This is a genomic window from Flavobacterium poyangense, from assembly GCF_011751075.1.
In the GTDB taxonomy this organism is placed as follows: Bacteria; Bacteroidota; Bacteroidia; order Flavobacteriales; family Flavobacteriaceae; genus Flavobacterium; species Flavobacterium poyangense.
This window is the reverse complement of record NZ_JAALLN010000028.1, coordinates 13,782-39,757: the sequence shown is the minus strand read 5'-3', so window position 1 is coordinate 39,757 and position 25,976 is coordinate 13,782. Positions and strand designations below refer to the sequence as shown.

Below are 25,976 nucleotides of genomic sequence, written 5' to 3'. Positions count from 1 at the left end.
AAAGACCACATCAAGGTATTGATGGAAAGAAACCAATAGAAATGATAAATCTGTTACCGAAATAAGTAACCTTTACAGAAAAGACAAAGAAATAGAAAAAGAAGAGGCTGTCTATTTAAAGACAGCCTCTTCTTTTTTTAGTTTTATACTTTTTTGACTTTCTTTAAAGCCGCGATATAATTTTCGTTTACTTTTTCCCAATTGATGTGCTGATAAAAAGCGTCAATATAAGTTCCTTTTCTGTTTTGATAATCTAGATAATAAGCATGCTCCCAAAGGTCAATTCCCATAATTGGCGTTCCCGGGATCAAGGCATTCTTCATTAAAGGATTGTCCTGATTGTCTGTCGTGGTCACTTGTAGTTTTCCTAATTTATCTACTACTAACCAAACCCACCCGGAGCCAAATTGTTTTGTTGCCTGGCTTTTAAATTGGTGCGTAAGATTATTAAAAGAACCAAACTCTTTATTGATTGAACCTGCAAGCGTATCTTTTGGAGTTTGCTCTTTTGGCGTCAAGATATTAAAATAAAGAGTGTGATTGTAATATCCACCGGCATTTTGGCGAAGTTTGGCGTTGTTGAGATCTAATTTTTTTAGAATATCTTCAATCGTCATGTTCTCAAATTCGGTAGAAACAATTTCTTTATTTAAAGTATTGGTGTACGATAAATAATGTTTGGAATAATGTGTTTCTAATGTAAGCGACCTAATAGCGGGAGCTAAACCGTCATATGGAAAAGGAAGTTTGGTAAGAGCAAAAGATCCGGGATCTGCTTTTACATCATCGGGTGATCCGATGGTTATTTTCTCTTCTTTTGATGGTAAAGGAACTTCTACAACTTCGGTTAGCTTATTATTGTCATTACAAGAAAATAATGCTAAGAATGAAGTTAAAATACTGAAACGAACAATGTTTTTCTTCATAATAAAAATTATTTTGCTGTTAGTGAATTTATGATCTCGATATAATTTTCTTTAGCCTCGTCTCTTGATAGATGGCTGATCTGCATCCAGGCATTTGTTTTGAAAGCATCTCTTAAATCAAAATTTTCAGATTGATTGTAAACGGCTGTTCCAAAAGTAGCCTGTTTGTAATAGGCATACAGTCTTAGTTGCACATCTTGCGGCAACGCGGCTTGTGTCATTTTTAATGCAATTTCTACAGCCTCAGAGAAACGTGTGTCTAAATCTTTTATCGTCATTTACGCTTTTGTAGCAATAATAGTTTTTCCTCCAATTGCTTTTTGGTTTAATTCCACATTAATTGGAGTACCTAAAGGTAAAAATAAATCTACTCTCGAACCAAATTTTATAAAACCTGCATCTGTTCCCTGAATAACCTGCATTCCTTCTTCTGCATAGTTTACAATTCGGCGTGCCAAAGCACCTGCGATTTGTCTGTATAATACCTGACCGAAAGTTTCGTTTTCGATAACTACAGTAGTTCTTTCGTTTTCTTCACTTGCTTTTGGGTGCCAGGCTACTAAAAATTTACCAGGGTGGTATTTGCTGAATTTAATAATACCGTCCATTGCATAACGTGTAACGTGCACGTTTATTGGTGACATAAAAATAGAAACCTGAAGACGTTTGTCTTTAAAGAATTCACCTTCGTAAACTTCTTCGATAACCACAACTTTTCCGTCAACTGGCGCAAGGATGTGATCACTGTTTCTTACGGCGATTCTTTTTGGGTTTCTAAAAAATTGCAGAATAATAATCAAAATTACCAAAGCTGCTATTTGTACAAGCATTCTTAGCCAATTGATATCGATAAATTTTTCGGCAATTAAAAGTACGGCAACAGTGAAAACTGTACCTAATAAGATTGATGGGGCTCCTTCTTTATGAAACATAATATAAAATTTGGTAAAATAAAAATATAAATGGTGCAACAAATATAACACTATCCAGGCGATCTAAGATGCCTCCGTGTCCCGGCATTATCGAACCGCTGTCTTTTACACCGGCAATTCTCTTAAATTTAGACTCGATCAAATCACCGATCGTTCCAAAAACACTTACAATTAAAGCAATAATGGTCCATATTAAAATAGATTTATTACTAAATGCCGGACTTGGCTGTATGTAAAGTTTTGAGATCAAAAAACCTGCAAAAGCTGCAAATACAACACCTCCCAGAAACCCTTCTATGGTTTTTTTGGGAGAAACACGCTCAAAAAGTTTGTGTTTTCCCATTGATTTTCCAACCAGATAAGCAAAAGTATCATTGGTCCAGATGAGAACAAATAATCCAATAATAATTTTCGGATTGTAATCATTGGCTCCAAAAGAAATTTTTACAATAAAAAGAAAGGGTAGTGTAATATATCCCAGTAGGTAGAGATATTTTGAGGAAATGCTGATTTTCTGAACAGAGTCGTAGAATAAAAACAAAATGCATTTAATAGATACCACTATCGTAACCGCCAGAAGTACCATGTTTAATTCGTGCAAGTTGGTTTCTAAATCAAGATTTGATTGAAATAATTTGTTTAAATAAGCAGTTGTTTGCTTGTTATAATGGCTTAGTAATACAATAGAGCTATACAATAAAACTCCGAATAGAATCGAGAAGATTTTATTGAGGTTTACTAAATTGGCAAACTCATAAATGGTAATAACCAGGAATATACCAAAAAGGATAATAAAGCTTTCGGTAGAAAACAAGATCGAACTTAGTAGTAAAGCAATATAAACAGCACCAGAAATGGTTCTCTTGAGTGTTTCGTTCATCTTAAAGATCCTCTAAGAGCAATAAATATAAATTTTTAGCAACACTTCCGTATTGCGTAAAATCTTCTTCTTTTGCTTTTTCGAAATATTTTATTGTGGTAATATTAGTTGGATAATCCCTTTCGTATTTGTGTTTAATAGCACTAAGACCATCACTTTTTATGGCAAGGATCTGACTTGTTGTGGCTATTATGACAATATTGGCAGGTAATTCGTTTGGTTTGTCTTGTCTGATTTGTTTGGATGAAAATAAAATAGAACCTTCATCGGCAATAAGATTTTCGCAAGAGGCCAGTAAAAATGAAGGATTTCTTGGCGAAATATAAAGTAGTTTGTTCTCTTCTAAAAGACTAAACAAACCCGGTTCGTAGCATAAAACTTCCTTTTCGAACCAGTCGTTTTCTTCCAGTATATTTTCGAATTGTTCAGCAACTTCCTGTTTGTTTTCACAATACAGAAATTTACCGCCATTTTTTTTAAAATTAAAAATGAATCTCTCGTCAATAGACAAATGACTATCGGGACTAGCCGGACTTCCTCCATATTCGCTTTCATGTTCTTCATCAGAAGCGGAGTCACCGGAACCAAATATTTTTTTGAAAAAATTCATTTTATATGAAATACTTTACATGTTAATTGAAAACGTTCAAAGATAAAAAAATCTTAATTCAAAAGCCTGTTTTGAATTAAGATTTTAAAAAATATTAAATATTTCTGTATAATTTACGACACGACTTCTTCCAGATTTTTGTCAAAAGTACGTTTTCCGAAAATTGCTTCTAAGTCATCTTTGAAAATAACTTCTTTTTCAATTAAAATATCAGCAAGCTGATTTAATTTGTCTTTGTTTTCTTCCAGAATCTCAATAGCTCTTTTGTATTGACCTTCAATTAATTCTGAAATTTCAGCATCGATAATCTTTGCTGTTTCATCAGAATAAGGTTTTGAGAAGTTGTATTCACTTTGTCCGCTTGAGTCATAATAGGTAACGTTTCCGATTTTATCATTCAAACCGTATATTGTTACCATAGCACGAGCCTGACGTGTTACTTTTTCTAAGTCACTTAATGCTCCGGTTGAAATTCTGTCAAAAGTTACTTTTTCTGCAGCTCTTCCGCCCATAGTAGCACACATTTCGTCTAACATTTGATCTGTTCTAACGATTTGTCTTTCTTCCGGTAGGTACCAGGCCGCTCCTAAACTTTGTCCACGAGGTACAATAGTTACTTTAATAAGTGGTGCAGCATGTTCTAACATCCAGCTCACAGTAGCATGACCTGCTTCGTGAATGGCAATTGCTCTTTTTTCTTCCGGAGTAATGATTTTGTTTTTCTTTTCAAGACCTCCGATGATTCTGTCAACAGCATCCAGGAAGTCTTGTCTGTCTACTGCGGTTTTGTTGTTACGTGCCGCAATCAATGCAGCTTCGTTACAAACATTGGCAATATCAGCACCTGAGAAGCCAGGAGTTTGTTTGGCTAAGAAATCCAAGTCAAGACCTTCTACTTTTTTGATCGGAGCTAAATGTACTGCAAAGATTTCAGCTCTTTCGCGAATGTCCGGTAGATCAACAAAAATTTGTCTGTCAAAACGACCAGCACGCATTAAAGCTTTGTCAAGTACATCGGCTCTGTTTGTTGCAGCCAAAACGATTACGTTAGAGTTGGTACCAAAACCATCCATTTCTGTTAGTAATTGGTTCAGAGTGTTTTCTCTTTCGTCATTACCGCCTGACATATTGCTTTTTCCTCTTGCTCTACCAACGGCATCAATTTCGTCAATGAAGATAATAGCAGGAGATTTTTCTTTTGCTTGTTTAAACAAATCACGTACACGTGAAGCACCCACACCAACAAACATTTCTACAAAATCAGAACCTGATAAAGAGAAGAAAGGTACCTGAGCTTCACCTGCAACTGCTTTTGCAAGTAAGGTTTTACCGGTTCCCGGAGGACCTACTAATAAAGCTCCTTTTGGGATTTTACCTCCAAGATTGGTGTATTTCTCAGGGTTTTTAAGGAATTCTACAATTTCTTGTATTTCTTCTTTTGCCCCTTCTAAACCGGCAACATCTTTAAATGTTGTTTTGATATCTGTTTTTTCATCAAACAGTTTTGCTTTAGATTTTCCAATGTTGAAAATTTGTCCTCCACCGCCACCGGCACCGCCTGACATTTTACGCATAATGAAAATCCATACCCCAATGATAATGATGATAGGAAGTAAACTGATCAGAATATCGCTCCAGTTGTTTTTTTGTAAAAAATTAAAATCTTTCAGTTTGCCTTCGCCTACTGCTTTTTCTAATTTAGTTTGAAAAATCTGGTCGTTACCAATTTCTAAAGTATAATGAGGACCTTTGTTTGGTCTTTCAAAAATATCTTTTGCTACTTTTTTATTCGTTGCATCTTTTAATGCAGCTGCTGTCAGGTATACTTCAGCTTCAGCTTTGTTGTATACGATTACTTTCTCAATTTGTCCTTTTTCTAGAAGTGTATTGAATTTAGAAGAAGTCAATTGAGCAGGTTCGCTTAAGCTAGATCCTCCGGTTGCAAAACTTATAAATAAAAAAACTAGAAGTATTGCAGTATATATTAACCAGGGACTTATTTTAAATTTACTCGGATTTGGATTATTATCTTTAGCCATTAGAAAAAATTTTCTTTAGTATTTGTTTTCGATTGTAGTTATTTTGGCATCACCCCAAAGGCTCTCGATATTATAGTATTCACGGATGTGTTTTTGGAAAACGTGTACCACGATATGAACATAGTCCATTAGAACCCATTCTGCGTTATCGGTTCCTTCTACGTGCCAAGGTTTATCTTTTAAATCTTTGGATACTGTTTTTTGAATGGAGTTTACAATGGCGTTAACTTGAGTGTTAGAACTTCCGTTGCAAATTACAAAATAGTCACAAACAGCCGTGTCTATTTCTCTTAAGTCAAGAATATCGATATCATTCCCTTTTACTTCTTCAATTCCTTTGATTATGTTCGCTAATAGAACGTCATTATTAATAGTCTTTTTCGCCATGAATTATTTTATATGATTTTGTAAAGTTACCAATTTTTGTCATTAATTTTGAACCTTAACAAAATATTAAATTAAGTATAAATAAATTATTTAAATGAAACTAATCAAACTCGATGCCATAGATTCTACAAACGATTTTCTTAAGGCTTTGGCTAGTCAGGATGAGCTTGATAATTTTACAGTGGTAACAGCTGAAAATCAGATAAAAGGCAAGGGGCAAATGGGGGCTAAATGGCAGTCTGAATCAGGTAAAAACTTAATTATGAGTGCCTTGGTAAAGGATTTTTTGTTTGATAATGAACAGGTTTTTAATTTAAGTGTAGTAGTTTCATTAGCCGTTATTGAAACCTTAAAATCGTTGGATATTTCTAATTTAAGTATAAAATGGCCAAACGACATTATGTCATATAATAAGAAGATTGGTGGCATACTAATAGAAAATACGATCAAAAGTGATGGCAGAATCGTGTCAGTTGTTGGACTAGGACTGAATGTTAACCAAACCAATTTCGATGAATTGCCTAATGCTTCCTCCTTATCCGTGATTTCCGGAAGAACTTTTGATAAAGATATTTTACCTTTTTTAATAACAGAAAAAATAGAGCAGAAAATTGAGGCGTGGAAAACCGATTCTAAAGTTTTCTGGGACGAATACTTTAATTCTTTGTTTAGAAAAGGGGTTCCGATGCCTTTTAAAAACCTCGATAATCAAAATTTCATGGGAATTATTCAGGGGGTTTCTCCCACCGGAAAACTACAAATTATGCTCGAAGATGATTCAATAGCAGAATTTGAGATTAAAGAAATTCAGATGCTTTATTGAAAGGGAGGTTCTGAGTTTCTAAGGTACAAAGGTACAAAGGTTCAAAGGTACAAAGGTTCAAAGGTTCAAAGGTTGAGAGGTTCAAAGGTTGAGAGGTTCAAAGACTTAAAGCAAAAGAAAAACTTTGCGATTTTGCGACTTTGCGAGTAAAATTTTAAGAGAGATCTGCTAAATCTGCGAGTGAAAAGCAAAAAAAGTCCGATCGTAAAATCGGACTTTAAATTATGTGGGCTAATTTAGAATTAAAGCTTTGTCATATTAGTAGCCAAAGTTTCAATGAATTTGCTGATAGGGCCTTTGATCATCATAGCCATCATAGCATTAAATTCACCTTCAAATAGTAATTGTACAGCACTTTCTGAATCAGAAACACTGTCTATATTAGAAACCAATGTAAATGGAAGTTTATCACTTGCAGCACCTAAAACAATCTTGTTTGGAGCTACTTTTTCTTTCATTTTTAGTTTTATTTCCGGCATACCTTTTAATCCAAAAATAAAAGCATCTTCGCCGATTACTTCAAATTTAGCAATATTATCCGGCATTAATTTTTCAAAATTCTTAACATCAGTCAATAAATCAAATAAATCTTGTGCTGATTTCTGAACAGTAACTTTTGGACTTTCTAAGTTCATATTTTATTTTTTATTTATTTTTTAACCGCAAAGGGCGCAAGGTTTGTGTGGTGAATTTTGAAAAATGTATAATGTGAGATGTGAAATATCTAAAATCTACAATCTAAAATCTACAATTTAAAACTACCCCTGTCTCCACGTTGACGGACTTACATTCCATTCTTTTAATGCGGCCATGTCATCTTCAGAAATGTATTGTTTTTGTACGGCAAGATCTAACAAGTTCTCGTAGTTGCTTAGTGTATACAAATCGATATTGGCATTTTTGAAGTTTTCCTCGGCAACGTTAAAACCATAAGTAAAGATGGCGGCCATTCCTTTGATAGTGGCGCCTTCGTTGCGTAACGCTTCAACAGCCATAAGACTACTGTTTCCGGTACTAATTAAATCTTCAACGACCACTACGTTCTGACCTTTTTGCAGGAATCCTTCTACCTGATTCTGTCTTCCGTGTTTTTTTGCTTCAGGGCGTACATATACAAATGGTAATCCGAGGCTTTCCGCCACCAAAATACCAATTCCTATGGCTCCGGTTGCAACACCGGCAATGACATCTGGTTTCCCAAATTGTTTTTCTATATTTTTCGCAAACTCATCACGAATGAAATTTCGGATGGCTGGAAATGAAAGAATTAACCTATTATCGCAATAAATAGGTGACTTCCATCCAGAAGCCCATGTAAAAGGATTTTCTGGATTCAATTTAATTGCATTTATTTGCAAAAGCAATTCGGCTGTTTTTTCGGCTGTATCTTTATTAAAAATCATAGTACAAATGTATAAAGTTTTTGTTAACGACAAACCACTTTTTTTGACAAATGAAATCTCGAGAGAGACCAATTTTCAATTATTCTTGTTAGAGAGTATTGATATTGAGCAGCTTATTGTTAAAATTTTTCAAAATAAAATTCAAAAAGCGTATTTGTATCATCCTGACGAAAAGGAAATAATGAAGACACTAAAGGCCAAAATTCCCGTAAATAAAGCCGGTGGAGGATTGGTGTACAACAAAAAAGGAGAAGTTTTATTTATTTTCAGAAATGGAAAGTGGGACCTGCCAAAAGGCGGAATCGAAAAAGGAGAGGCAATCGAAGATACTGCCATGCGCGAAGTAGAAGAGGAGACCGGTGTCGGAAAATTAAGGATCACTGATAAACTTCAAAAGACCTATCACATTTTCAAACGCAACGGCAAATACAAACTCAAAATCACACATTGGTTCGAAATGCATTCTGATTTTGACGGAATACCACAAGGACAACTCGAAGAGGGCATAGAAAAAGTGGCCTGGCTTAACCAGGAGCAGATTAAAGATGCTTTGAAAAACTCTTATGAGAATATTAAGTTGTTGTTTGAGGAGGAGAAGGTTAAAAATTTATAGCAAATTTGAAATTCCAAAATTTTTGAAATTCCAAATTCCAATCATTCTGAAGTTTAAAGTTTATTTTTATTACTAAAGAATGGGATGCTGTTAAGTATTTGCATTTTCAAATGTCTGATATAGTTATCGAGTAAACTTTGAATTTGTTGTGCTGCAACGGGATTTGCGGAATGTACATTAAATTTTAAATTTCGTAAGTCAAGTTTGGATTCATAAACGAGCCATTTTGCTGCAGCATAACCATCTTTTGCAACCTGCCCATTTTCGTCTAGTCCTAGGTCGTTATCAAAACTAATTAGCTCGGGAAGTCCATTTTCGAGTATTACTTTTTTGAAGTCATTAAAATTTCTAACGATTACAAAATCAGCATCAGTGAGATTTTCGTATACCATTGGTACATCTCTAAGGTCGTCGAGGAAAAGTTTATAGGTCATTATTTATGATTATTGTTTTAGTTGGGTTGATGAAGAAAATAAGTATAGATTAGTGTTTGTCACTATTCTTTACTATTAAACTTAAATTTTGATTGTGATCATGAGGGCATTCGTGCTGGCATTATAAGATTTCTTCTTTCAGTTAGATAGACAAAGACAAAAAACGAATTAAATAGCTGTATATACTATAATATGGATTTGCAATCCGTGCCCACAAAGTAATCAAATTTATACCATAATTCCTCTCTTTGTACGCACGATTGCAAATTTTGCGCTACAGGGGTTGTTTTGGAGTTAGTTTTTTATAACATTTAAAAGTGTACTTTGAGAGTATTCTTCCACCTTGTTTTAAATTTTATTATTGATTAATAGCTTTAATGTAGTTTGATAATCTCTAAATGCTTTACCAAATTCTTCGGTAAATTCATAATTACTAAATTCATATTCTTCATTTAATCCAGTATTTGTTTTTAGTTTAATTTCGCCATAACGAACAATAGGAATCTGATAATTCCCTTTAAACCTTTTATCCGGAGTACCATTTTTATTTACTTTTAACCAAGTTTTATCAATCACTTTAGAATCAGTTGGAATCGTTCCTGTTTCTGTAAATCTTACATAATTTTGGTTTAATGTAATTTCATCAATTCCGATTATAGCGAAATTTTCATTGTTTGAATACATGACTATAAAACTTGGATAAAAATACAAGTCCGCGCCATTTGCATTATGGAAATAGAGAGCATTAAAATCTGACATAATATTCGGAATTGATTTTAGCGCAAATCTTACTTCTCTTTTTTGTACTAAAGTGCTTGCTGATGATCTTGCTATAACTCTATCTTGATGATGTGCACTGGTCACGTCCCAGATTTTTTTTGAGGTGATTAATTTTTTAAAAGCATTCAGAAGGATTTCGTATTTTTCTCTTATTTCCGATTCAAAATCAATCTCTAATTTCACGAAGCAATTTTCTATCTGTTTTTTTGCTTGTATTATCGCTTCTTTTTTAGCTTCAATATCAACTTTAATATTCTCTGGAATATCTTTTTTAATTAATCCATAAATAAAGAAGTAACTCAAACTAAGTTTTAATTTGGAAGAACTTAAACTTGTTTGTAATTTCAATAAATCATTTTTTAAATCCTTTTTTTGGTTATGAGCCAAAATAATCGCTTCTTTAATTCCTTGCATATTTTGACTCGTGATCTCATGAATATCTGCACTAAAAATATTATCCGAAAATTCTATGGTTTCATGATAATTATTAGAATTTGGATGGATATTTGAGCCAGATAGTTTCTGACGATTATTAATCCCTAACAATGGGACATTAGTGTTCAGATAACTTCCTGATTTTCCTAAGGTCATATTTATACCCTTGGTTCCTATATTGGTAGAAATACCATTTTTACTGATATTTAAATGAACACCTGGTATAATTTTAATTCGTTTGCGGTAACTCCAAGCCATAATTTTTATTTTTAAATTTTCTATTCCAAAAATAAAAATGGATGTTAAATAAATATTACGGAAAACCATAAAGCGAATTAAAATCAGAATGTTTTTCGGACAGATTTGCGAATTTTGTGTTTTTAACAAAATCAAAAATCCAAAAAACTCTTTGTTCTCTTAAGGCCAGCGTTTAACTCATGACTATCTTTTATCGCTAAACTTGAATTTAGATTGTAGTTACTTAGTTACAAGCGGGGCGCTCGCGCTAACATCAGATAAGAAAAACTTAGCAGCTGAGAACCTTAGTGACTTTGAATCTTTCCTTCAACAAAGTTTCAAGTAAACAACTTTGCGAACTTAGTGTTTTTTTAACGCATTCAAAAAAAAATCTTTGCGACCCTTGCGGTTAAACCAAATTACAACACCCTATAAACCGGATACTGCAAATGTGCCTTTTCATAATAAGCCGAATGTTTGTAAATCCATTCTAATTGGGCTTCGGGATTTTTGGAAAATGCCGGATCGCTTTGTTTTTTAGTTTCTAATTCCGCTTTTAATGCCGGATTCTCTTTCAATAATTTTGCGGCAGTATCTTCAAAAACATATTCAGAATAATGCTCTTTTTGTTGTAAAATCGCATCGAAGAAATTCCAGTTAAAAAACGAATCAACGCCCTCCGGTTCAAAAGCTTCTAATAAATATTTTACTCCTTTTTGGTTTGTTGGAACCAGATAATCACCTTTCATAAAAGCGACTTTAACCATTTTAGAGGTTATGGTAGTATTTCGATGCAGATAATGCCCTTCGTAAGCAGACGGAACAGTTTTGAAATCGGCAATTTTATAACTTTCAACCTCAACGATTGTGTCATTTTTTAGTTGAGAATAACTGATTCCGTTATTTTTCAAAAGATCGATAACGTTCCAATAGCCTCTTGGAATTATATAAGCAGTCGGAATCACCACTTCTTTAACCGATTTGAACTCTTTTATATAGGGAACGTCTTTTTTATAAGGTTTGCTACGGTCGTAATACAAACGATCTCCGGTTGTGGCTTCACTTTTTTTGTAACCGGCTTCATATCCTAAAAACGAAAAGGAAGTAGTTTTGGTACTGTCCATTTCCCACTTCAAAGTGTATGATTTTTTTGGTAAATATTGTTCTTCGTTTTTTATTCTTTGCTGTTTGATTTTTAGATAATTGGCTTCCATAAAATCAATGGTCGATTTCATGTATTCGTATGTAACTTTTACGCGATCAGCATATTTTTTCAGCATATGTGTTTCAACTACAAAACCAATTGTGTTAAATAAAGAAGTGTAACCCGTGGTGTATCTTGGACTATCAGTAAACTGCCCAAATCCCTTGTCCGGTGTGTCTTTGAAAGAATCCACATAAGGAGTAGTTTCAATCTTTTTATTTTGTAAATCTTTCACTAAAGCGGGCATCATTTCGGTATTCATATAACCACCCAAAACGGTTCCCAGTTTGTTGTGTTGTGTCATGATGTACGTTAGTTTGTATTGATAATCAGAGCCATTGCTTACGTGATTGTCAATAAAAACATCAGGATTTGTTTTTTGGAAAATTTCTACAAAGCTCTTGGTATTTCGGGTGTCAGATTTGATTAAATCCCTATTTAAATCATAGTTTTGGGCATTTCCGCGAAAACCATAAATTTCGGGACCGTCCTGATTGGCTCTGGTGGTTGAATTTCTGTTTAAAGCCCCTCCGATATTGTAAACCGGAATTGTTACGATAACCGTGTTTTTGGGAACTTTAATTTTTCCTAAAGCCAGATCTCTAAACAATTGCATCGTAGCGTCAATTCCGTCGGGTTCCCCAGCGTGGATTCCGTTGTTTACAAGAAGGACAGCTTTGTTTTTTTGAATTTTATTAAAGTCAAATTCTTTATCGGGATTAAAAGTAATCATATGCAACGGATATCCGGAGTCAGTCAGTCCCATTTCCTGCATTTGAATGGTTGGAAAATCATGAGACAAAAGACTGTAGTATTTTATAGTTTCGGGATAGTCGGCAGCTTGATTCCCGTTTCCTTTTTCGAAAAACGTATCGTATTTTTTAGTGTTCTGGGCAAAAAAAGTAAGTGTGAGAAGTAAAAAGGGGATGGTGAAAAGTTTCATGGTTTGGGTTTTTAATAGAAGTCAAATATAATTATTTGTTCTAAAAGTTTTTAAAGCATTTGCAGTTATTGGGCGTGTTTGATTGAAATTTAATTTTTATTAAACTTAAACTGGACTAGTAATTTGTTTTAAAACTGTGCCATTTTGATAGTCCAAAGTTGAAGTAGTTTTGACAACGCAATAGTGCAGAGAATAAAAAAATAAAAATTATGGAAACTAAAGAACAATTTACATCAAAAGATTTTCATCAAACTTTTGCCCGACCAACATTTGTTAAACCGGCAAAATTAATTCACAAAAATGTAGAAGATGCTGGAGTGCACAATCAATTTTCTACAGAAAGAAAACATCCTGTTTTTTTTGTTGATCTACCAAGTAAAAATGTGAGTATGACAATTGGTGGCCTCTTACCGGATCAAATGACCAACAGACACAGACATACTTATGAAACGGTGTTGTATGTAATAGAAGGCCATGGATACACAGAGGTCGAAGACGAAAGAGTGGAGTGGAAAGCCGGAGATGCAGTTTACATTCCGAGTTGGGCGTGGCACAGACATAAGAATTTAAGCAGTGAAAATTCAGCCAAATACATCGCCTGCGAAAATGCGCCACAACTTCAGAATTTGGGTGTTGCTTTACGAGAAGAAGAAGGAAGAGATCTTTAATAAACTAAAAAAGTACAAATGAAAAACAACCTATTTAAGGGCATTATTGCCTATCCGATTACGCCTTTTGATCAAAAGGAGAAAGTAGATGTCACCTTATACAAAACGTTATTAGAACGATTGATTGTTTCAGGCTCACATGGTGTTGCACCTTTGGGAAGTACCGGGGTAATGCCTTATTTATCTGATGAAGAAAAAGAAGCGATTACTGAGGCTACGATACAGCAGGTTAACGGCAGGGTTCCGGTTTTGGTTGGCGTGTCTAATTTAACGACCGAAAGAACCATTTATCATGCAAAATTTGCCGAGAAAGCAGGAGCAGATGCAGTCATGATTATTCCGATGAGTTATTGGAAACTTACCGATGATGAGATTGTAAAACATTTTGATACGGTTGCCAAGCAGCTATCGGTACCCATTATGGCGTACAATAATCCAGCAACGGGAGGAGTAGATATGTCACCGGCTTTGCTTAAAAGGATTCTTGAAATTCCGAATGTTACCATGATAAAAGAAAGCACGGGCGATGTGCAAAGAATGCATTATTTAAGAAGAGAACTGGGAGACGAGGTAGCATTTTATAACGGTTCAAATCCGCTGGCGCTGGCTGCATTTTCTGCAGGGGCTACGGGATGGTGTACTGCTGCGCCTAACCTAATTCCGAATTTGAATATTGATTTGTATGCTGCTATTCAGAATAATGATTTGAAAGAAGCGCAAAAAATATTTTACAAACAATTAAATCTTCTGAAATTTATTGTAATCAAGGGCTTGCCAAGAACGATAAAAGCTGGCCTGGAAATTCAGGGAATTGACGCCGGTTTCTTGAGAAGTCCTTTAAAACCATTAAACGAAAGTGAAATAACTGAATTGGAAGGGATTCTTAGAGAAGTGCAGGAGACGGTGGTTTTTTAAAGTTTCAAGTTTCAGGTTTCAAGTTTCAAGTTTGAAATGAGGTTAGATTTGGTTTTGCGTGGGGTTTTAACGCAAGGCTCGCTAAGGTTTTACGCAAAGTTTTTCACGCAGATTTAGCAGATTATGCTGATATTTTTATTCTGCAAATCCAATAAAAACAATCCTGCTAAATCTGCTAAATCTGCGTGAAAAAATACTCAGCAACCATAGTAGTTCGCAATGTTGTGCTTCGACTTCGCTCAGGATGACACCTGGTTGTCAGGCTGAGCGGAGTTGAAGCCCTTATGCGCAAAAACCTGAAACCTGAAACTTGGAACTTGAAACTTGGAACTTGGAACCTGAAACTTTAAACTTAAAAGATGACTATTTTGTTTACTTTTGCAAAATGAATAAAAAACACCATTCCAATAATATACTTTCGAATTTAGGTATTGAGAGCCTGAACGAAATGCAGGAGGTTGCACAAGATGCAATTCTTAATGATAATAATGTTTTACTGCTTTCTCCAACTGGATCGGGAAAAACACTGGCTTTTTTATTGCCGGTTTTAGAATTATTGCAGCCTGAAGTGCTTTCGGTTCAATGTTTAATTTTAGTTCCTTCGCGTGAATTAGGATTACAGATCGAACAGGTTTGGAAAAAAATGGGCACTGATTATAAAGTAAATATTTGTTACGGAGGTCATTCTATCGATACTGAAATTAAGAATCTAAGTAACCCGCCAGCTGTTTTAATTGGAACTCCGGGGAGAATTGCGGATCATATCGAAAGAGGTACTTTCCGATTGGATAAAGTGCAGACTTTAATTTTGGATGAATTTGACAAGTCATTGCAATTAGGGTTTCATGAGCAAATGTCTTTTATTATTGGTAAGTTAACGAAAATAAATAAACGTGTTTTGGTATCGGCTACTTCAGATATCGAAATTCCGAGATATACCCGAGTGGTAAATCCGACTGTTTTAGATTTTATTCCGGAAGAAGAGGAAAAAGCGAATCTGTCTATGAAAATGGTCGTTTCTCCTGCAAAAGATAAGTTAGACAGTTTGTTTCAACTAATTTGTTCTCTAAAATCGCAATCGGCTATTGTTTTTTGTAACCATCGTGATGCAGCAGAGCGTATTAGTGATACCTTAAATGAAAGAGGAATTTACTCCGTATATTATCACGGTGGGATGGATCAGGACGAACGGGAACGTGCTTTGATTCAGTTCAGAAACGGAAGTGTGAGTTATCTGATCACAACTGATCTGGCTGCCCGTGGTTTGGACATTCCGGAAATGAAACACGTTATACATTATCATTTACCTTTAAAAGAAGATGAGTTTACGCATAGAAATGGACGTACGGCTCGTATGCAGGCATCCGGAACAGCATATCTGCTCATTCACGAAAGTGAAAAAAAACTGGATTACATTGATTATGGAATGGACGTTTTGAATGTTGAAAATGCAACAACGATTCCAAAACCACCCGAATTTCAAACCATCTATATTAGTGGTGGAAAGAAAACAAAACTGAATAAAATTGATATTGTTGGTTTCTTTTCTCAAAAAGGAAAACTCGAAAAAGGGGATCTGGGATTGATTGAAGTAAAAGATTTTATTTCGTTTGCTGCAGTAAAATACAACAAAGTAAAAGACTTGCTTAAGAACATCAAGGACGAGAAAATGAAAGGCAGGAAATTTAAAATTGAAGTGGCCAGAAAAGTGGTTAAAAAAGAGGAAGAGAGATAGTTTTTTTAAAATTTGCAGAGTTTTTTGTGAAGTTTTTTAGTTTTGCGACTATGCTTGGTTTTATTTAATGTGTTGGTTTTTAATCGGTTGTGTTTTATTGGTTTGAAGTTGAAATAGGTTTGAATAAAATCAACAATTTAATGTTGGTAAAATAGCAGTTTTAGAGGCAATTTTTCATAATTTCGGCGTTTAATAATATTAAGTAAAAATTAACCCCAAATTCGTTATGAAAAACATTATTACCCTTGCTCTTGTTCTTTTTAGTTTTGCTTCGTTTGCACAAATTAAAGTCCTTGAAACTGTACCAGTTGAAAAATTGGGAAAAGTAAATAACAATTATATTCAAAAAGTTGGAGATGAATATACTGTTTATTACACAAGTATTCAAAATGAGGACGAATCACCAAGCTTAAGAAAGTTTACATTTAAAAACGTAAACAACGATTACACCAATTTGTACAATATTATTTTAAATGGTTTTGCAGCAAGCCCTTTATATGATATTAAATTAGAGTTGCCAAACAATTATATCTGGTTGCATTACACTGGAAGTGTTATTCCTGAGAAAGCTACAGTTCAGTTTATGGTTTCTACTAAAGATGCTTCTTCTGCATCAAGTAGTGTTTCTGAGCCATTCGTTAAAGAGCAGATTAATAGATTATTTCAAAAGTAATTTATAGATAATACAGTATTAAAAAGGCTATTCAGATTTTTGAATAGCCTTTTTTTGTGAAATGTAATATGTAATATGTAAGATGTAAAAAGTTTCACATTTTTTCAATGAGAAACCTTTGTCACTTTGTTTCTTTGAGCCTCAAAAAGCTATATCTTCTTAACGTACTGCGTGATAATAACAATTTGCTGTCCGTCGACTTTACCTTCTATATACTCTGCGTTTTCATGATCTAAACGAATGTTACGCACTGCCGTTCCCTGTTTGGCAACCATGCTTGATCCTTTTACTTTTAGATCTTTGATTAAAACTACAGAATCTCCGTGCTCAAGAATTACTCCGTTGCTGTCGCGGTGAATCAATTTGTTTTCGTCATCTTCACCTTCTCCGGTTGCTTGTGCCCAGACCAAAGTATCTTCGTCTAAGTACATCATATCAAGCAATTCCTGTGGCCATCCGGCTGCACGCATGCGGCTTAGCATTCTCCAGGCTACAACTTGTACGGCAACATTTTCGTTCCACATACTGTCGTTAAGACATCTCCAGTGATTTAAATCGACATTATCGGGATTTTCAATTTGATCAATACAAGTGGTGCAGGCCAATATACTTTCGTCGATTCCGCCTTTTTGAGTTGGTAAAACGGTATATACTTTTAGATTTTCCGTTGTGCCACAAAGTTCACATTTCGATCCGCTACGCTTGTTTAATTCTCTTTCTATGCTCATTATTTGTATTTTAGTGTAAAATGCGAAATTACTTATAACTGATTTCAGTTACAAGTTAATCGTTCTTTGATTTTATTTTTGTAGTTCTTGTAAAAGGGAGTAATGTGCCGTTTTTAAAGTCTTAATTAAGTTTCTTTTTTCAAATCCGCCAGACATATTTTTGAAAAGCCCTACCTTTTTATAAATTTTATCTCCAATTTTATAATGAATTGTAGCGACCATTGTTGCAGATGACAATTCAAACATCCATGAAATGTCAGTTATTTCGGCATCAATATTAATATCCGAATTATTGATTTCTTGATTTTTAAAATATTTTATTTTTAAATTGATTTTAGTCTCCTTTGCCAGTTTTAGCACCGATTCATTGAAAGTCTCATTAATATTAGGTGGTCTTTCTATTCCAACCCAGGGACCTGATTTTTTAATGTTCTGAACACTATTTTCATTAAATGAAAATACAATTGTTTTGTCTTTAAAATAATCCTTTTTAAGGTTGTTTTTTGAAAAATTACTTTTAGTTGCACAGCTGGATAAACTGAGTATCAATAAACAGATTATTATTTTTTCGAATCTCATAGATATTGTAATTTATTTCTGAATCCTTACCGCATCCGGCACCAGCATTTCATATTCACCACCATGACGTAACACATCACGTACGATGCTTGAACTGATAAATGAAGTACTTGCCGCTGTTAACAGAAATACGGTTTCGATTTTAGAAAGTTTTCTGTTGGTGTGGGCAATGGCTTTTTCGAATTCAAAATCAGCAGGATTACGGAGGCCTCTAAGGATAAAATTGGCCTTTTGTTTTTTTGCCAAATCGATGGTTAGTCCTTCATATGTAACAACCGAAATTTTAGGCTCGTCTTTAAAAGTTTCTTCGATGAAACGTTTTCTTTCTTCGAGTGAAAACATATACTTTTTTTCGGCATTAACACCGATGGCAATTACAATTTCATCAAATAAAGGAATTCCTCTTTTGATAATGTCTTCGTGTCCTAAAGTAATGGGGTCAAATGATCCCGGGAATATAGCTTTTCTCATTTTTTTTGAGGTTCTGAGGTTCAGAGTTGCAAAGGCTCTGAGATTTTATTTTGATGGTGAAGGTCAATAGCGATGAAAAAAAGGTTCTAAGATCTCAGTAACTCAGAATCTCAGAACCTTAGTATCTTATGTTAAGCTAACGCCAGCTCAATTGCATTTGTGAATAAATCTTCCAGAGAAATTCCCGCTGCTTTGGCTTGTTGTGGAATCAGACTTTCTGTAGTTAATCCCGGAATGGTATTCATTTCGAGCATATACGGCTCGTTGTTTACAATAATGAATTCGCTTCGTGAGAAACCTTTCATTTTTAAAACTTCGTAAGCACGTTTGGCAGTTTCTCCAACTTTTTGAGTTAATTCATCTGAGATTCTTGCGGGTGTTATTTCTTGCGATTTCCCTTCGTATTTGGCTTCATAATCAAAGAAGTCATTGTCTGAAACAATTTCTGTTATTGGTAGAACAATGGTTTTTCCCTGGTAATTAATTACTCCAACAGAAACTTCGGTTCCGTCAAGGAAACTTTCAATGATGATTTCGTTGTCTTCTTTGTAAGCAACTTCAATGGCAATTGGCAATTCGGCTTCGGTTTTTACTTTTGAGATTCCGAAGCTTGAACCGGCTTTGTTTGGTTTTACGAAACAAGGTAAACCTACTTTTTTTACAATTTCTTCTGTATTGATTACATCTCCTTTGTTTAAGTAATACGAAATCGCCGTTTTGATTCCGTATGGTTTTAAAACAGATAATAGATCACGTTTATTAAAAGTAAGTGCCGATTGATAATAATCACAAGACGATTGCGGAATATTTAGTAACTCAAAATAAGCCTGCATTAGTCCATCTTCACCCGGAGTACCGTGAATGGCATTGAAAACACAGTCAAAAGTGATTTTTTGCCCGTTTACCGTTACGGAGAAATCGTTTTTATCGATTGGAAATTCAGCATCGTTTTCGTCTACATAGACCCATTTTTCTTTGAAAATATGAATGCGAAAACCAACGTATTTTGTTTTGTCAAGATATTGGTGCACGACGTTTCCGCTGATCAGTGAAATTTTATATTCACTTGAATATCCGCCCATGATGATGGCTATGTTTTTCATTTTTTGATGTTTAGTATGTTTTTGTTTGTTTCTTTTGTTTGTTTCAAGTTTCAAGTTTCAAGTTTCAGGTTTCAGGTTTTCAGAATCTTGCGAACTTTGCGTAAAATCTTTGCGCCTTTGCGGTTAAATTTTGAGTTTCATTTTTTTACCACAAAGACAAATAATTACTAATTAAATATTGAAAGCCTCTTTTTTACGTTATTAAAATAAAATCTTGCTTTTAACATCGAAAGTCCCATAAGGGAACAGCTCCTTCTAATAATGTGTATGGAGCGCTTTCTTGTTTTAAACAAAATTATCATTTTTTTTGAAACGAAATAGGTTTATCTTTGCCACAACTAAAAATAATTTTATGAGTTTACGTAAGTATTTAACAAGCCGTGTGTTCTTTTTACAAGTTTTAGGTGCGGCTGCTATTATTGCAGTTTTAGGTTATTTGTTTATGCATTGGTTGACTTTTACAACTGATCATGGACATGAAATTGCTGTTCCGGATTTATCTAAATTAACAGAAGAGCAAGTTGAAGCAAAATTAGACGATCTGGACTTAGATTACGTGCTTTTGGATAGCGTTGATTACAGAAGTGAATTTCCGAAATACAGTGTAGTAGAGCAGGATCCATTACCTGGAACAAAGGTAAAAGTTGGTAGAAAAATATATATAAAAATTAATGCATCCGGGTTTTCGTCTGTTCGAATTCCGGATTTAATAGAAAAAACGTATCGTGAAGCAGTTCCTACTCTAAAAGCTTTAGGACTTGAAGCAGGAACAATTACTTATATTCCAAACCTTGGAAAAGATATGGTTTTGGAGATGCGTTACAAAGGAAGAAATTTAAAAGTAGGTGATCGTGTATTGAAGGCTTCTAAGATTGATTTGGTTTTAGGAGACGGAAAAGCAACGTATGCAGATGACAGTCAGGCGACAGATAGTTTAGCTGTGCCACCAACTGAAACCCCAAAAGATGAACAATAATATTGAAAATTTAGATCTGGAAGACGAGTTATTCGAGCATTTCAGATTTGAAGTCCCTAAAGGTCAGGCGCTATTGCGTATTGATAAATATTTAATGAATTTGATTCAGAATGCGACCCGAAATAAGATTCAGAACGCAGCTACTGATGGAAACATTTTTGTAAATGATATTCCGGTAAAATCAAATTATAAAGTAAAACCATTTGATGTGGTGACGGTAATGTTATCGCACCCGCCGTTTGAAAATCATATTCTTCCGGAAGATATTCCGTTGAATATTGTTTATGAAGATGATGCTTTGTTACTAATCAACAAAGAGCCGGGGATGGTAGTGCATCCGGGTCACGGAAATTATACCGGAACATTGGTAAATGCTTTGGCACATCATTTTGATAATCTGCCAATGAACAGTAGTGAGCGTCCGGGATTGGTACATCGTATTGACAAGGATACTTCGGGGCTTTTGGTTGTGGCTAAAACAGAAGCTGCCATGACACATTTAGCCAAACAATTTGAGGCAAAAACTTCTGAACGGGAGTACATCGCTCTTGTTTGGGGAAATGTAGCGGAAGAAACCGGAACTATCGAAGGAAATCTGGCCAGACACTTAAAAGACCGTATGCAAATGGCCGTTTTTACTGATCCTGAAATAGGGAAACCTGCGATTACACATTATAAAGTTCTGGAACGTTTTGGTTATGTTACGCTTATTTCCTGCAAATTAGAAACAGGCAGAACACACCAAATACGTGCCCACATGAAACATATCGGACATCCGTTGTTTAATGACGAACGTTACGGGGGACATTTGATTTTGAAAGGAACCACCTTTACGAAGTACAAACAATTTATCGATAACTGTTTTAAAGCATTACCTCGTCAGGCGTTGCATGCCAAAACACTTGGTTTTGTACACCCAAATACTGGAGAAATGATGCGTTTTGATACCGAACTTCCTGATGATTTTAAAGATTGCATCGAAAAATGGAGAAATTATTCGAAATCGCATAACACAGAAGACGAAGAGAATTAAAAAATAGAAAGCCCGCAAGGTAGTTAAGGTCGGAAGATTTATCTTCCGACTTTTTTTGTTTATGTAGAATAAAAAAGCCCCGGAGGGGCGATATATTTATAGATAGAATTTGATAATAATGATATTAAGTTCCGGAGGAGCGGCATAGCAAATTTAGATGTCGCACCTACGGAGCTCTCTTTACGTTGAAAATATTTGCTATAAACATGTCGCTTCTCTGAAGCTCTCTTTGCGTTGGAAATATTTTGCTATAAATATGTCGCTTCTCTGAAGCTCATTTTGCTTTGGAAATATTTGTTATAAACATGTCGTTTCTCCGAAGTTCATTTTGTGTTAGAAATATTTAAAGAAATACATTTCTATCAAATAGTCCAACTATGCGGATTTAAATTAGTGAAACGCCTTTTACACATTGCTAAAAACTATGTCTCTATGTGTTAAAAAAAAAATACCCATATGGGTGGCTTATATACTTTTCACAACCAAGTCGGTTATCTTAACTCCCCCATTGGTTATGAAACCTAATTTTCCATGTTGACTTAGATTGTTTTTCTCTATGGAACATTCCAATTGAGTATCATTATCTACAGAAAAAAACAATTGATTGTTTAAAACCCGAATTTTGACTGCATACCAATGGTCGTTTTGCAAATTTATTGGCTTTTTAAATAAACTTGGACCACCATGTTTGTTGTATTCATTACTTCCTTTGATGTATTTGCCTCTGCCAATAATAATTTTTTGCTCGATTCGGTACAGATAAGTTCTGATGTATTTTTCCTTATCGATATGCAACATGATTTCAAATAAAGATTCTTTTGTCATATTGACTTTCAGATCGATTTCGTAATTTTTGGGAAGCTGTTTTTTAGATTCCATAACACTCCAGGCCATAGGACCTCCACGGCCAATTAAAGTGTCTTTTTGTACGATCCAACTTTTTGGATCTTGTTGCCAACCGGATTTGAGTTGGGATGCCTTAGTCAAATGGTATTCTTTTTTTGGCGTTGAAATTGTACTGGAGCAAGAAAGCAGCCATAATGGCGACAGGAAGAGTAAAAGATATTTAAATTTCATAAATAGAGATTTCAGTTTGGCTCGGAATGGTATTTTATTTTACCTATTGATCCTGTTGCTGTTGGTACTAATTCAAAAACAGAAGTAGGAGCGAGACCGGGTTCGATACGATGCGAAACATATACAATCGCTACACTGGTTTCCTGTTTTATAGTATTGATAAGCTGAATCACCAAATCTACATTTTCGTCGTCCAAACCTTCAACAGGTTCGTCTAAAATTAATAAAGGCGGGTGTTTTATAACAGCGCGAACAATCAGTGCAACTCTTTGCTGGCCGATAGAGAGTTCGGTAAAACGTTTGTTTTTTAAGTGACTCATTTCGATAACCTCAAGCCACTGTGCCACATTTTGTTTCTGTAGTGTTGTGGGTTCGGTATACAATCCGATAGAATCGAAAAAGCCGGATAGGATCATTTGTTCTAACGTATGGCCTTTTTGAAATAAATCGGTCATAGAAGTCGCGAAGATTCCGATTTGTTTTTTAATGTCCCAAACGCTTTCTCCTGTTCCTTTTTTTCTTCCAAATAAGAATAATTCCTGACCAAATCCTTTCGGATTGTCTCCTGTAATTAAAGATAAAATAGTACTTTTTCCGGAGCCATTAGGTCCGATAAGTTGCCAGAACTCACCTGGTTTTATAACCCAAGAGATCTGATCTACAATTTTTCTTTCTTCATAACTAACAGAAACATTGTCCAGTTTTATCAAGACGCTTTCCTGAAACGAATGTGGTTCTATGGCTTTTGGAATTGAAGTGGTTTGTAATGTCTTGAAATGGCTTTCGACTTTTAAAAGCGGATGCAAAACAAACGTATTGTCTTTAATCTGGGCTTTATTCGGAACAAAATCAAGCACATCAACAAAGCGATTGAGCAGTTGGATAATGGCGATGGTATCAGTCATTTTCTTTAAGGATTCTGCTAGAATAACTCGGGAGGCCTGATCTAAATGATCAAAAGGATTATCAAAGATGATAAAATCAGGTTTTTGATTGATGCAGTATCTAAGAAATTCTTTTTTGCGTTCACCCGAAGAAAAGGTTCGCAACTGGCGGTGTGAATCCGGCGAGGCTTCTACAATGTCATATTGGTATTCTTTCTCGATAAATTTCTCAATCGCCATATCGGAAAAAAGAATGCCTTTCTGATGGTTAAAAACAGCCAGTTCTCCTTCGATAGTGCCTGAAAGTAAAGTATCTATAAAAGCTTTTTTGTTTACTTTATTTGATAAAAGGATATCCCAATGTTGCATTTTTATTTTTTTAATAGATTAATTGGTGCCTATTGTGGGCGATTATTTTTTAACACATAGAGACATAGTTTTTAGCAATGTGTAAAAGGCGTTTCACTTGTTTAAAATTTCAATTGTCAGTCTGAGCGAAGTCGAAGACCTCATAGTCTGGCTATGTGATAGAAATTGTATTTCTCATTTAAATACTTTTTTCGCGAAGATTTATTCAAATCGTTTTTATCAAAATAACAAAGCAAGAATATCACTTTAATCTGCTAAATCTGCGTGCAAAAAACTTTTCGCCTATGTGTTAAATATAATTTTAATGTGATTGGAGCCAACGAGTTACTTGTTTTCCTTGGTTGCCATTGGATGATCGTTACGGGACCATTCGCTCCAGGATCCAACATAAAGTTGTGGAATTGGAATTCCGGCGTAATCCATGGCTAATAAAGTATGACAGGCTGTAACACCTGAGCCGCAATGTACAATTGTATTTTCCGGTTTTATAGGGCCTAAGATGGCACTGTATTTTTTAGCTAAGGTTTCAGCAGGGTGATAAAAGCCATTTTCGTCTAAGTTTTCACTAAAAGGAACATTGATGGCTCCGGGAATATGTCCTGCGATTAAATCCAAAGGTTCTGTGAGGCCATCAAAACGATTTTTATCCCTAACATCAATTACTATGAATTCGTCGTTATTTCGGGCTATTTCTATTTTATTTATGTCGGCTAAACCCAATTGCCATTCTGTAATCGGATAATTTTCTACTGTATCAAAGTGTTCCGTTTCTGAACTTATTGGGAAACCAATTTTTTTAGCCTCCTGCAAACCACCATTTAAAACCTGTACCTTTTCGTGTCCAACAGACCTCAGCATCCACCAAAATCGTGCGGCAGCATTGGATCCGTTTTTATCGTCATAAATTATAATGTGGCTTGATGGCAAAATACCAAGTTTTGCAAGTACCTCTGAAAGTTTAGAGAAAGACGGCAGCGGGTGCCTTCCACCATCTGCGGGGTCTGTTTTAACTGTGGCTAAATCCCGGTTTAAATCAACAAAACGAGCACTTTTAAGGTGTTCGTTGTTGTAATTTTCTTCAGCATTAATTCCTGCTCTGGCGTCTATTAAGATTATATTCTGTGAAGAATGTAATGCTACTAGTTCTTCGGGACTTATGAGGGACGAAATTTTATTTGACATCTGTGAATGGTTTTTTGCGGCAACCCGAGCGATAGCGAACAGGCGAAGCAATTGCACGAATTGATTAGGGGTGTTTTTCGGAGAACTGATTTTTAGTTTTGATCTAAAACGGCAGCTTTTAATTGATTAATTAAAATTAACCTGGAATTTTTTCGATTAGGATTTCGTTTCCTGATTGATCAAAATAAGTACAGGTCATTTCTACAATGTCAACACGCCATTTTGCGATACCACATTGTGCAGAGTGGCTGCAGAATGTCATATAATCGGTTTCGCCATGCTGATGTTGGACTAAAAACTCAATAAAAAGTTCTTTGTTAGGGGAGTTGGCCACTTTAATTTCAGGATATTTTTCATCAGCGGTGACATTGTAATTGTTTACGCCGTAATATTCGACATGACCATCGTGCACAAAAGTATCATATCCTTTAACACCCAGAATAATTAAGTCTTGTATATAGTTCGGAAAATCTGCACCGGTTTTTACTTTAGAGTGCGCTTCTTTTATTTGTTCGATTGTAAACATATTGTTGGTTTTTTAAGATTGGTACTAGGTTTCAAAAATACAATTAATGGTTCTATAAATTAGATTAAAAAAGACAATAACACTTTTGTTTTATAGCACTTGTTGAATTGATAATTAACTCAAGTTGCTAGTTGAATAATAATGTATACTGTAAAATGTATATTGTAAAATGTATATTGTAAAATGTGAAAAGTAATAAGTAATAAGTGTTGTTTAATTGATTTACTATCTCACATTGTACGAACATATAATTGTGTCAGATTACTGAAGTACAGTATTTGCCTTTTCAGACTAGCATATCACATTTTACATTTCAAATTTCACAACTAGTAACTTGAATTAGTCATAAAATTAGAAAGAACCATTTTTAAAACAAAGATTAAAATCTTAAAGTTATCTCAAAAAGTAAAA

At 34.7% G+C, this 25,976-nt stretch carries 28 protein-coding genes; 8 read left to right on the top strand and 20 right to left on the bottom strand.

The annotated features are described in order from the left end of the window. Positions 1–143: 143 nt before the first annotated feature. The 7 genes from G3A47_RS22230 to rsfS all read right to left on the bottom strand — a co-directional run bounded on the left by G3A47_RS22230 (position 144) and on the right by rsfS (position 5,774). Complete coding sequence (locus G3A47_RS22230) at positions 144–926, bottom strand: superoxide dismutase (RefSeq protein ID WP_166926417.1); 783 nt, start codon at positions 924–926, stop codon at positions 144–146. A gap of 8 nt (positions 927–934) precedes the next feature. Further along, positions 935–1,204 carry an acyl-CoA-binding protein gene (locus G3A47_RS22225; RefSeq protein ID WP_166926415.1) on the bottom strand — a complete coding sequence of 90 codons (270 nt, stop codon included), beginning with the start codon at positions 1,202–1,204 and terminating at the stop codon, positions 935–937. Then, positions 1,205–1,858: a phosphatidylserine decarboxylase family protein gene (locus G3A47_RS22220; RefSeq protein WP_166926413.1), complete on the bottom strand. Its 654-nt coding sequence runs from the start codon at positions 1,856–1,858 to the stop codon at positions 1,205–1,207. After that, complete coding sequence (locus tag G3A47_RS22215; RefSeq protein ID WP_166926411.1) at positions 1,848–2,738, bottom strand: phosphatidate cytidylyltransferase; 891 nt, start codon at positions 2,736–2,738, stop codon at positions 1,848–1,850. The genes G3A47_RS22220 and G3A47_RS22215 overlap by 11 nt, the downstream gene beginning before the upstream one ends. Position 2,739: 1 nt before the next feature. Further along, the gene (locus tag G3A47_RS22210) at positions 2,740–3,348 is read right to left on the bottom strand and encodes a lactate utilization protein B/C (protein ID WP_166926409.1); all 609 of its coding nucleotides are present in this window, start codon (positions 3,346–3,348) and stop codon (positions 2,740–2,742) included. A 113-nt stretch (positions 3,349–3,461) separates the two neighbouring features. Continuing rightward, positions 3,462–5,387, bottom strand: a complete 1,926-nt coding sequence (ftsH, locus tag G3A47_RS22205; RefSeq protein WP_166926406.1) for an ATP-dependent zinc metalloprotease FtsH — start codon at positions 5,385–5,387, stop codon at positions 3,462–3,464. 15 nt (positions 5,388–5,402) lie between these two features. Continuing rightward, a complete protein-coding gene (gene rsfS, locus G3A47_RS22200; protein ID WP_007809313.1) occupies positions 5,403–5,774 on the bottom strand; it encodes a ribosome silencing factor in 372 nt (123 codons plus the stop codon). A gap of 94 nt (positions 5,775–5,868) precedes the next feature. Between rsfS and G3A47_RS22195 the strand changes: the two genes are divergently transcribed. Further along, positions 5,869–6,597: a biotin--[acetyl-CoA-carboxylase] ligase gene (locus G3A47_RS22195; protein ID WP_166926404.1), complete on the top strand. Its 729-nt coding sequence runs from the start codon at positions 5,869–5,871 to the stop codon at positions 6,595–6,597. A gap of 242 nt (positions 6,598–6,839) precedes the next feature. On the opposite strand, the gene G3A47_RS22190 is transcribed toward G3A47_RS22195, so the two are convergent. Both G3A47_RS22190 and pyrE read right to left on the bottom strand, forming a co-directional pair. Next, the gene (locus tag G3A47_RS22190; protein ID WP_166926402.1) at positions 6,840–7,232 is read right to left on the bottom strand and encodes an SRPBCC family protein; all 393 of its coding nucleotides are present in this window, start codon (positions 7,230–7,232) and stop codon (positions 6,840–6,842) included. Positions 7,233–7,355: 123 nt separating this feature from the next. Further along, positions 7,356–8,000: an orotate phosphoribosyltransferase gene (gene pyrE / locus G3A47_RS22185; protein ID WP_166926400.1), complete on the bottom strand. Its 645-nt coding sequence runs from the start codon at positions 7,998–8,000 to the stop codon at positions 7,356–7,358. Between the two features lie 7 nt (positions 8,001–8,007). Here pyrE and G3A47_RS22180 point away from each other — a divergent pair, with 7 nt between their 5' ends. Continuing rightward, entirely contained in the window at positions 8,008–8,613 is a 606-nt protein-coding gene (locus G3A47_RS22180; protein ID WP_166926398.1) for an NUDIX hydrolase, read from the top strand. A 53-nt stretch (positions 8,614–8,666) separates the two neighbouring features. Here the strand turns inward: G3A47_RS22180 and G3A47_RS22175 are convergent, their stop codons facing one another. From G3A47_RS22175 to G3A47_RS22165, 3 genes are all read right to left on the bottom strand, one after another. Then, positions 8,667–9,047 (bottom strand): cyclic-phosphate processing receiver domain-containing protein, encoded by a 381-nt coding sequence (locus G3A47_RS22175; protein ID WP_166926396.1) that lies wholly within the window; start codon positions 9,045–9,047, stop codon positions 8,667–8,669. Between the two features lie 348 nt (positions 9,048–9,395). After that, a complete protein-coding gene (locus G3A47_RS22170; protein ID WP_166926394.1) occupies positions 9,396–10,520 on the bottom strand; it encodes a DUF4236 domain-containing protein in 1,125 nt (374 codons plus the stop codon). Positions 10,521–10,918: 398 nt separating this feature from the next. Next, a complete protein-coding gene (locus tag G3A47_RS22165; RefSeq protein WP_166926392.1) occupies positions 10,919–12,646 on the bottom strand; it encodes a M14 family metallopeptidase in 1,728 nt (575 codons plus the stop codon). 209 nt (positions 12,647–12,855) lie between these two features. Here G3A47_RS22165 and G3A47_RS22160 point away from each other — a divergent pair, with 209 nt between their 5' ends. The 4 genes from G3A47_RS22160 to G3A47_RS22145 all read left to right on the top strand — a co-directional run bounded on the left by G3A47_RS22160 (position 12,856) and on the right by G3A47_RS22145 (position 16,637). Next, on the top strand, positions 12,856–13,314 hold the full coding sequence (locus tag G3A47_RS22160; protein WP_166926390.1) for a cupin domain-containing protein: 459 nt from the start codon (positions 12,856–12,858) through the stop codon (positions 13,312–13,314). An 18-nt stretch (positions 13,315–13,332) separates the two neighbouring features. Then, the gene (locus G3A47_RS22155) at positions 13,333–14,229 is read left to right on the top strand and encodes a dihydrodipicolinate synthase family protein (RefSeq protein WP_166926388.1); all 897 of its coding nucleotides are present in this window, start codon (positions 13,333–13,335) and stop codon (positions 14,227–14,229) included. Between the two features lie 385 nt (positions 14,230–14,614). Continuing rightward, positions 14,615–15,964, top strand: coding sequence for a DEAD/DEAH box helicase (locus G3A47_RS22150; RefSeq protein WP_166926386.1), 1,350 nt, complete (start codon positions 14,615–14,617; stop codon positions 15,962–15,964). 226 nt (positions 15,965–16,190) lie between these two features. Beyond that, positions 16,191–16,637, top strand: coding sequence for a hypothetical protein (locus G3A47_RS22145; protein WP_166926385.1), 447 nt, complete (start codon positions 16,191–16,193; stop codon positions 16,635–16,637). A gap of 149 nt (positions 16,638–16,786) precedes the next feature. Here the strand turns inward: G3A47_RS22145 and G3A47_RS22140 are convergent, their stop codons facing one another. The 4 genes from G3A47_RS22140 to G3A47_RS22125 form a co-directional block, all read right to left on the bottom strand. Next, a complete protein-coding gene (locus G3A47_RS22140; RefSeq protein WP_166926383.1) occupies positions 16,787–17,365 on the bottom strand; it encodes a PhnA domain-containing protein in 579 nt (192 codons plus the stop codon). Between the two features lie 72 nt (positions 17,366–17,437). Then, the gene (locus G3A47_RS22135; protein ID WP_166926382.1) at positions 17,438–17,944 is read right to left on the bottom strand and encodes a hypothetical protein; all 507 of its coding nucleotides are present in this window, start codon (positions 17,942–17,944) and stop codon (positions 17,438–17,440) included. A 12-nt stretch (positions 17,945–17,956) separates the two neighbouring features. Further along, a complete protein-coding gene (coaD, locus tag G3A47_RS22130; protein WP_166926380.1) occupies positions 17,957–18,415 on the bottom strand; it encodes a pantetheine-phosphate adenylyltransferase in 459 nt (152 codons plus the stop codon). Positions 18,416–18,546: 131 nt separating this feature from the next. Beyond that, complete coding sequence (locus G3A47_RS22125) at positions 18,547–19,518, bottom strand: D-alanine--D-alanine ligase (RefSeq protein ID WP_166926379.1); 972 nt, start codon at positions 19,516–19,518, stop codon at positions 18,547–18,549. A gap of 352 nt (positions 19,519–19,870) precedes the next feature. Here G3A47_RS22125 and G3A47_RS22120 point away from each other — a divergent pair, with 352 nt between their 5' ends. Together G3A47_RS22120 and G3A47_RS22115 are read left to right on the top strand one after the other, a co-directional pair. Continuing rightward, positions 19,871–20,494: a PASTA domain-containing protein gene (locus tag G3A47_RS22120; RefSeq protein ID WP_166926378.1), complete on the top strand. Its 624-nt coding sequence runs from the start codon at positions 19,871–19,873 to the stop codon at positions 20,492–20,494. After that, complete coding sequence (locus tag G3A47_RS22115) at positions 20,484–21,527, top strand: RluA family pseudouridine synthase (RefSeq protein WP_166926376.1); 1,044 nt, start codon at positions 20,484–20,486, stop codon at positions 21,525–21,527. Before G3A47_RS22120 ends, G3A47_RS22115 begins: the two co-directional genes overlap by 11 nt. A 465-nt stretch (positions 21,528–21,992) precedes the next feature. Here the strand turns inward: G3A47_RS22115 and G3A47_RS22110 are convergent, their stop codons facing one another. The 4 genes from G3A47_RS22110 to G3A47_RS22095 all read right to left on the bottom strand — a co-directional run bounded on the left by G3A47_RS22110 (position 21,993) and on the right by G3A47_RS22095 (position 25,565). After that, complete coding sequence (locus G3A47_RS22110; protein WP_166926375.1) at positions 21,993–22,604, bottom strand: hypothetical protein; 612 nt, start codon at positions 22,602–22,604, stop codon at positions 21,993–21,995. Positions 22,605–22,615: 11 nt separating this feature from the next. After that, complete coding sequence (locus G3A47_RS22105) at positions 22,616–23,857, bottom strand: ATP-binding cassette domain-containing protein (protein ID WP_166926373.1); 1,242 nt, start codon at positions 23,855–23,857, stop codon at positions 22,616–22,618. Positions 23,858–24,181: 324 nt separating this feature from the next. Further along, entirely contained in the window at positions 24,182–25,039 is an 858-nt protein-coding gene (locus G3A47_RS22100) for a sulfurtransferase (protein WP_166926371.1), read from the bottom strand. A 136-nt stretch (positions 25,040–25,175) separates the two neighbouring features. Continuing rightward, positions 25,176–25,565 (bottom strand): DUF1398 domain-containing protein, encoded by a 390-nt coding sequence (locus tag G3A47_RS22095; RefSeq protein ID WP_166926369.1) that lies wholly within the window; start codon positions 25,563–25,565, stop codon positions 25,176–25,178. Positions 25,566–25,976 lie beyond the last annotated feature (411 nt).

What these genes read in the sequence shown, in the direction of transcription:
- G3A47_RS22210 (WP_166926409.1), bottom strand. Translation starts at nt 3,348, where the DNA reads ATGAATTTTTTCAAAAAAATATTTGGTTCCGGTGACTCCGCTTCTGAT.
- G3A47_RS22135 (WP_166926382.1), bottom strand. Translation starts at nt 17,944, where the DNA reads ATGAGATTCGAAAAAATAATAATCTGTTTATTGATACTCAGTTTATCC.
- G3A47_RS22225 (WP_166926415.1), bottom strand. Translation starts at nt 1,204, where the DNA reads ATGACGATAAAAGATTTAGACACACGTTTCTCTGAGGCTGTAGAAATT.
- G3A47_RS22100 (WP_166926371.1), bottom strand. Translation starts at nt 25,039, where the DNA reads ATGTCAAATAAAATTTCGTCCCTCATAAGTCCCGAAGAACTAGTAGCA.
- G3A47_RS22140 (WP_166926383.1), bottom strand. Translation starts at nt 17,365, where the DNA reads ATGAGCATAGAAAGAGAATTAAACAAGCGTAGCGGATCGAAATGTGAA.
- coaD (WP_166926380.1), bottom strand. Translation starts at nt 18,415, where the DNA reads ATGAGAAAAGCTATATTCCCGGGATCATTTGACCCCATTACTTTAGGA.
- G3A47_RS22160 (WP_166926390.1), top strand. Translation starts at nt 12,856, where the DNA reads ATGGAAACTAAAGAACAATTTACATCAAAAGATTTTCATCAAACTTTT.
- pyrE (WP_166926400.1), bottom strand. Translation starts at nt 8,000, where the DNA reads ATGATTTTTAATAAAGATACAGCCGAAAAAACAGCCGAATTGCTTTTG.
- G3A47_RS22220 (WP_166926413.1), bottom strand. Translation starts at nt 1,858, where the DNA reads ATGTTTCATAAAGAAGGAGCCCCATCAATCTTATTAGGTACAGTTTTC.
- G3A47_RS22145 (WP_166926385.1), top strand. Translation starts at nt 16,191, where the DNA reads ATGAAAAACATTATTACCCTTGCTCTTGTTCTTTTTAGTTTTGCTTCG.
- rsfS (WP_007809313.1), bottom strand. Translation starts at nt 5,774, where the DNA reads ATGGCGAAAAAGACTATTAATAATGACGTTCTATTAGCGAACATAATC.
- G3A47_RS22230 (WP_166926417.1), bottom strand. Translation starts at nt 926, where the DNA reads ATGAAGAAAAACATTGTTCGTTTCAGTATTTTAACTTCATTCTTAGCA.
- G3A47_RS22180 (WP_166926398.1), top strand. Translation starts at nt 8,008, where the DNA reads ATGTATAAAGTTTTTGTTAACGACAAACCACTTTTTTTGACAAATGAA.
- G3A47_RS22125 (WP_166926379.1), bottom strand. Translation starts at nt 19,518, where the DNA reads ATGAAAAACATAGCCATCATCATGGGCGGATATTCAAGTGAATATAAA.
- G3A47_RS22115 (WP_166926376.1), top strand. Translation starts at nt 20,484, where the DNA reads ATGAACAATAATATTGAAAATTTAGATCTGGAAGACGAGTTATTCGAG.
- G3A47_RS22190 (WP_166926402.1), bottom strand. Translation starts at nt 7,232, where the DNA reads ATGAACTTAGAAAGTCCAAAAGTTACTGTTCAGAAATCAGCACAAGAT.
- G3A47_RS22155 (WP_166926388.1), top strand. Translation starts at nt 13,333, where the DNA reads ATGAAAAACAACCTATTTAAGGGCATTATTGCCTATCCGATTACGCCT.
- G3A47_RS22170 (WP_166926394.1), bottom strand. Translation starts at nt 10,520, where the DNA reads ATGGCTTGGAGTTACCGCAAACGAATTAAAATTATACCAGGTGTTCAT.
- ftsH (WP_166926406.1), bottom strand. Translation starts at nt 5,387, where the DNA reads ATGGCTAAAGATAATAATCCAAATCCGAGTAAATTTAAAATAAGTCCC.
- G3A47_RS22120 (WP_166926378.1), top strand. Translation starts at nt 19,871, where the DNA reads ATGAGTTTACGTAAGTATTTAACAAGCCGTGTGTTCTTTTTACAAGTT.
- G3A47_RS22105 (WP_166926373.1), bottom strand. Translation starts at nt 23,857, where the DNA reads ATGCAACATTGGGATATCCTTTTATCAAATAAAGTAAACAAAAAAGCT.
- G3A47_RS22195 (WP_166926404.1), top strand. Translation starts at nt 5,869, where the DNA reads ATGAAACTAATCAAACTCGATGCCATAGATTCTACAAACGATTTTCTT.
- G3A47_RS22215 (WP_166926411.1), bottom strand. Translation starts at nt 2,738, where the DNA reads ATGAACGAAACACTCAAGAGAACCATTTCTGGTGCTGTTTATATTGCT.
- G3A47_RS22110 (WP_166926375.1), bottom strand. Translation starts at nt 22,604, where the DNA reads ATGAAATTTAAATATCTTTTACTCTTCCTGTCGCCATTATGGCTGCTT.
- G3A47_RS22175 (WP_166926396.1), bottom strand. Translation starts at nt 9,047, where the DNA reads ATGACCTATAAACTTTTCCTCGACGACCTTAGAGATGTACCAATGGTA.
- G3A47_RS22165 (WP_166926392.1), bottom strand. Translation starts at nt 12,646, where the DNA reads ATGAAACTTTTCACCATCCCCTTTTTACTTCTCACACTTACTTTTTTT.
- G3A47_RS22150 (WP_166926386.1), top strand. Translation starts at nt 14,615, where the DNA reads ATGAATAAAAAACACCATTCCAATAATATACTTTCGAATTTAGGTATT.
- G3A47_RS22095 (WP_166926369.1), bottom strand. Translation starts at nt 25,565, where the DNA reads ATGTTTACAATCGAACAAATAAAAGAAGCGCACTCTAAAGTAAAAACC.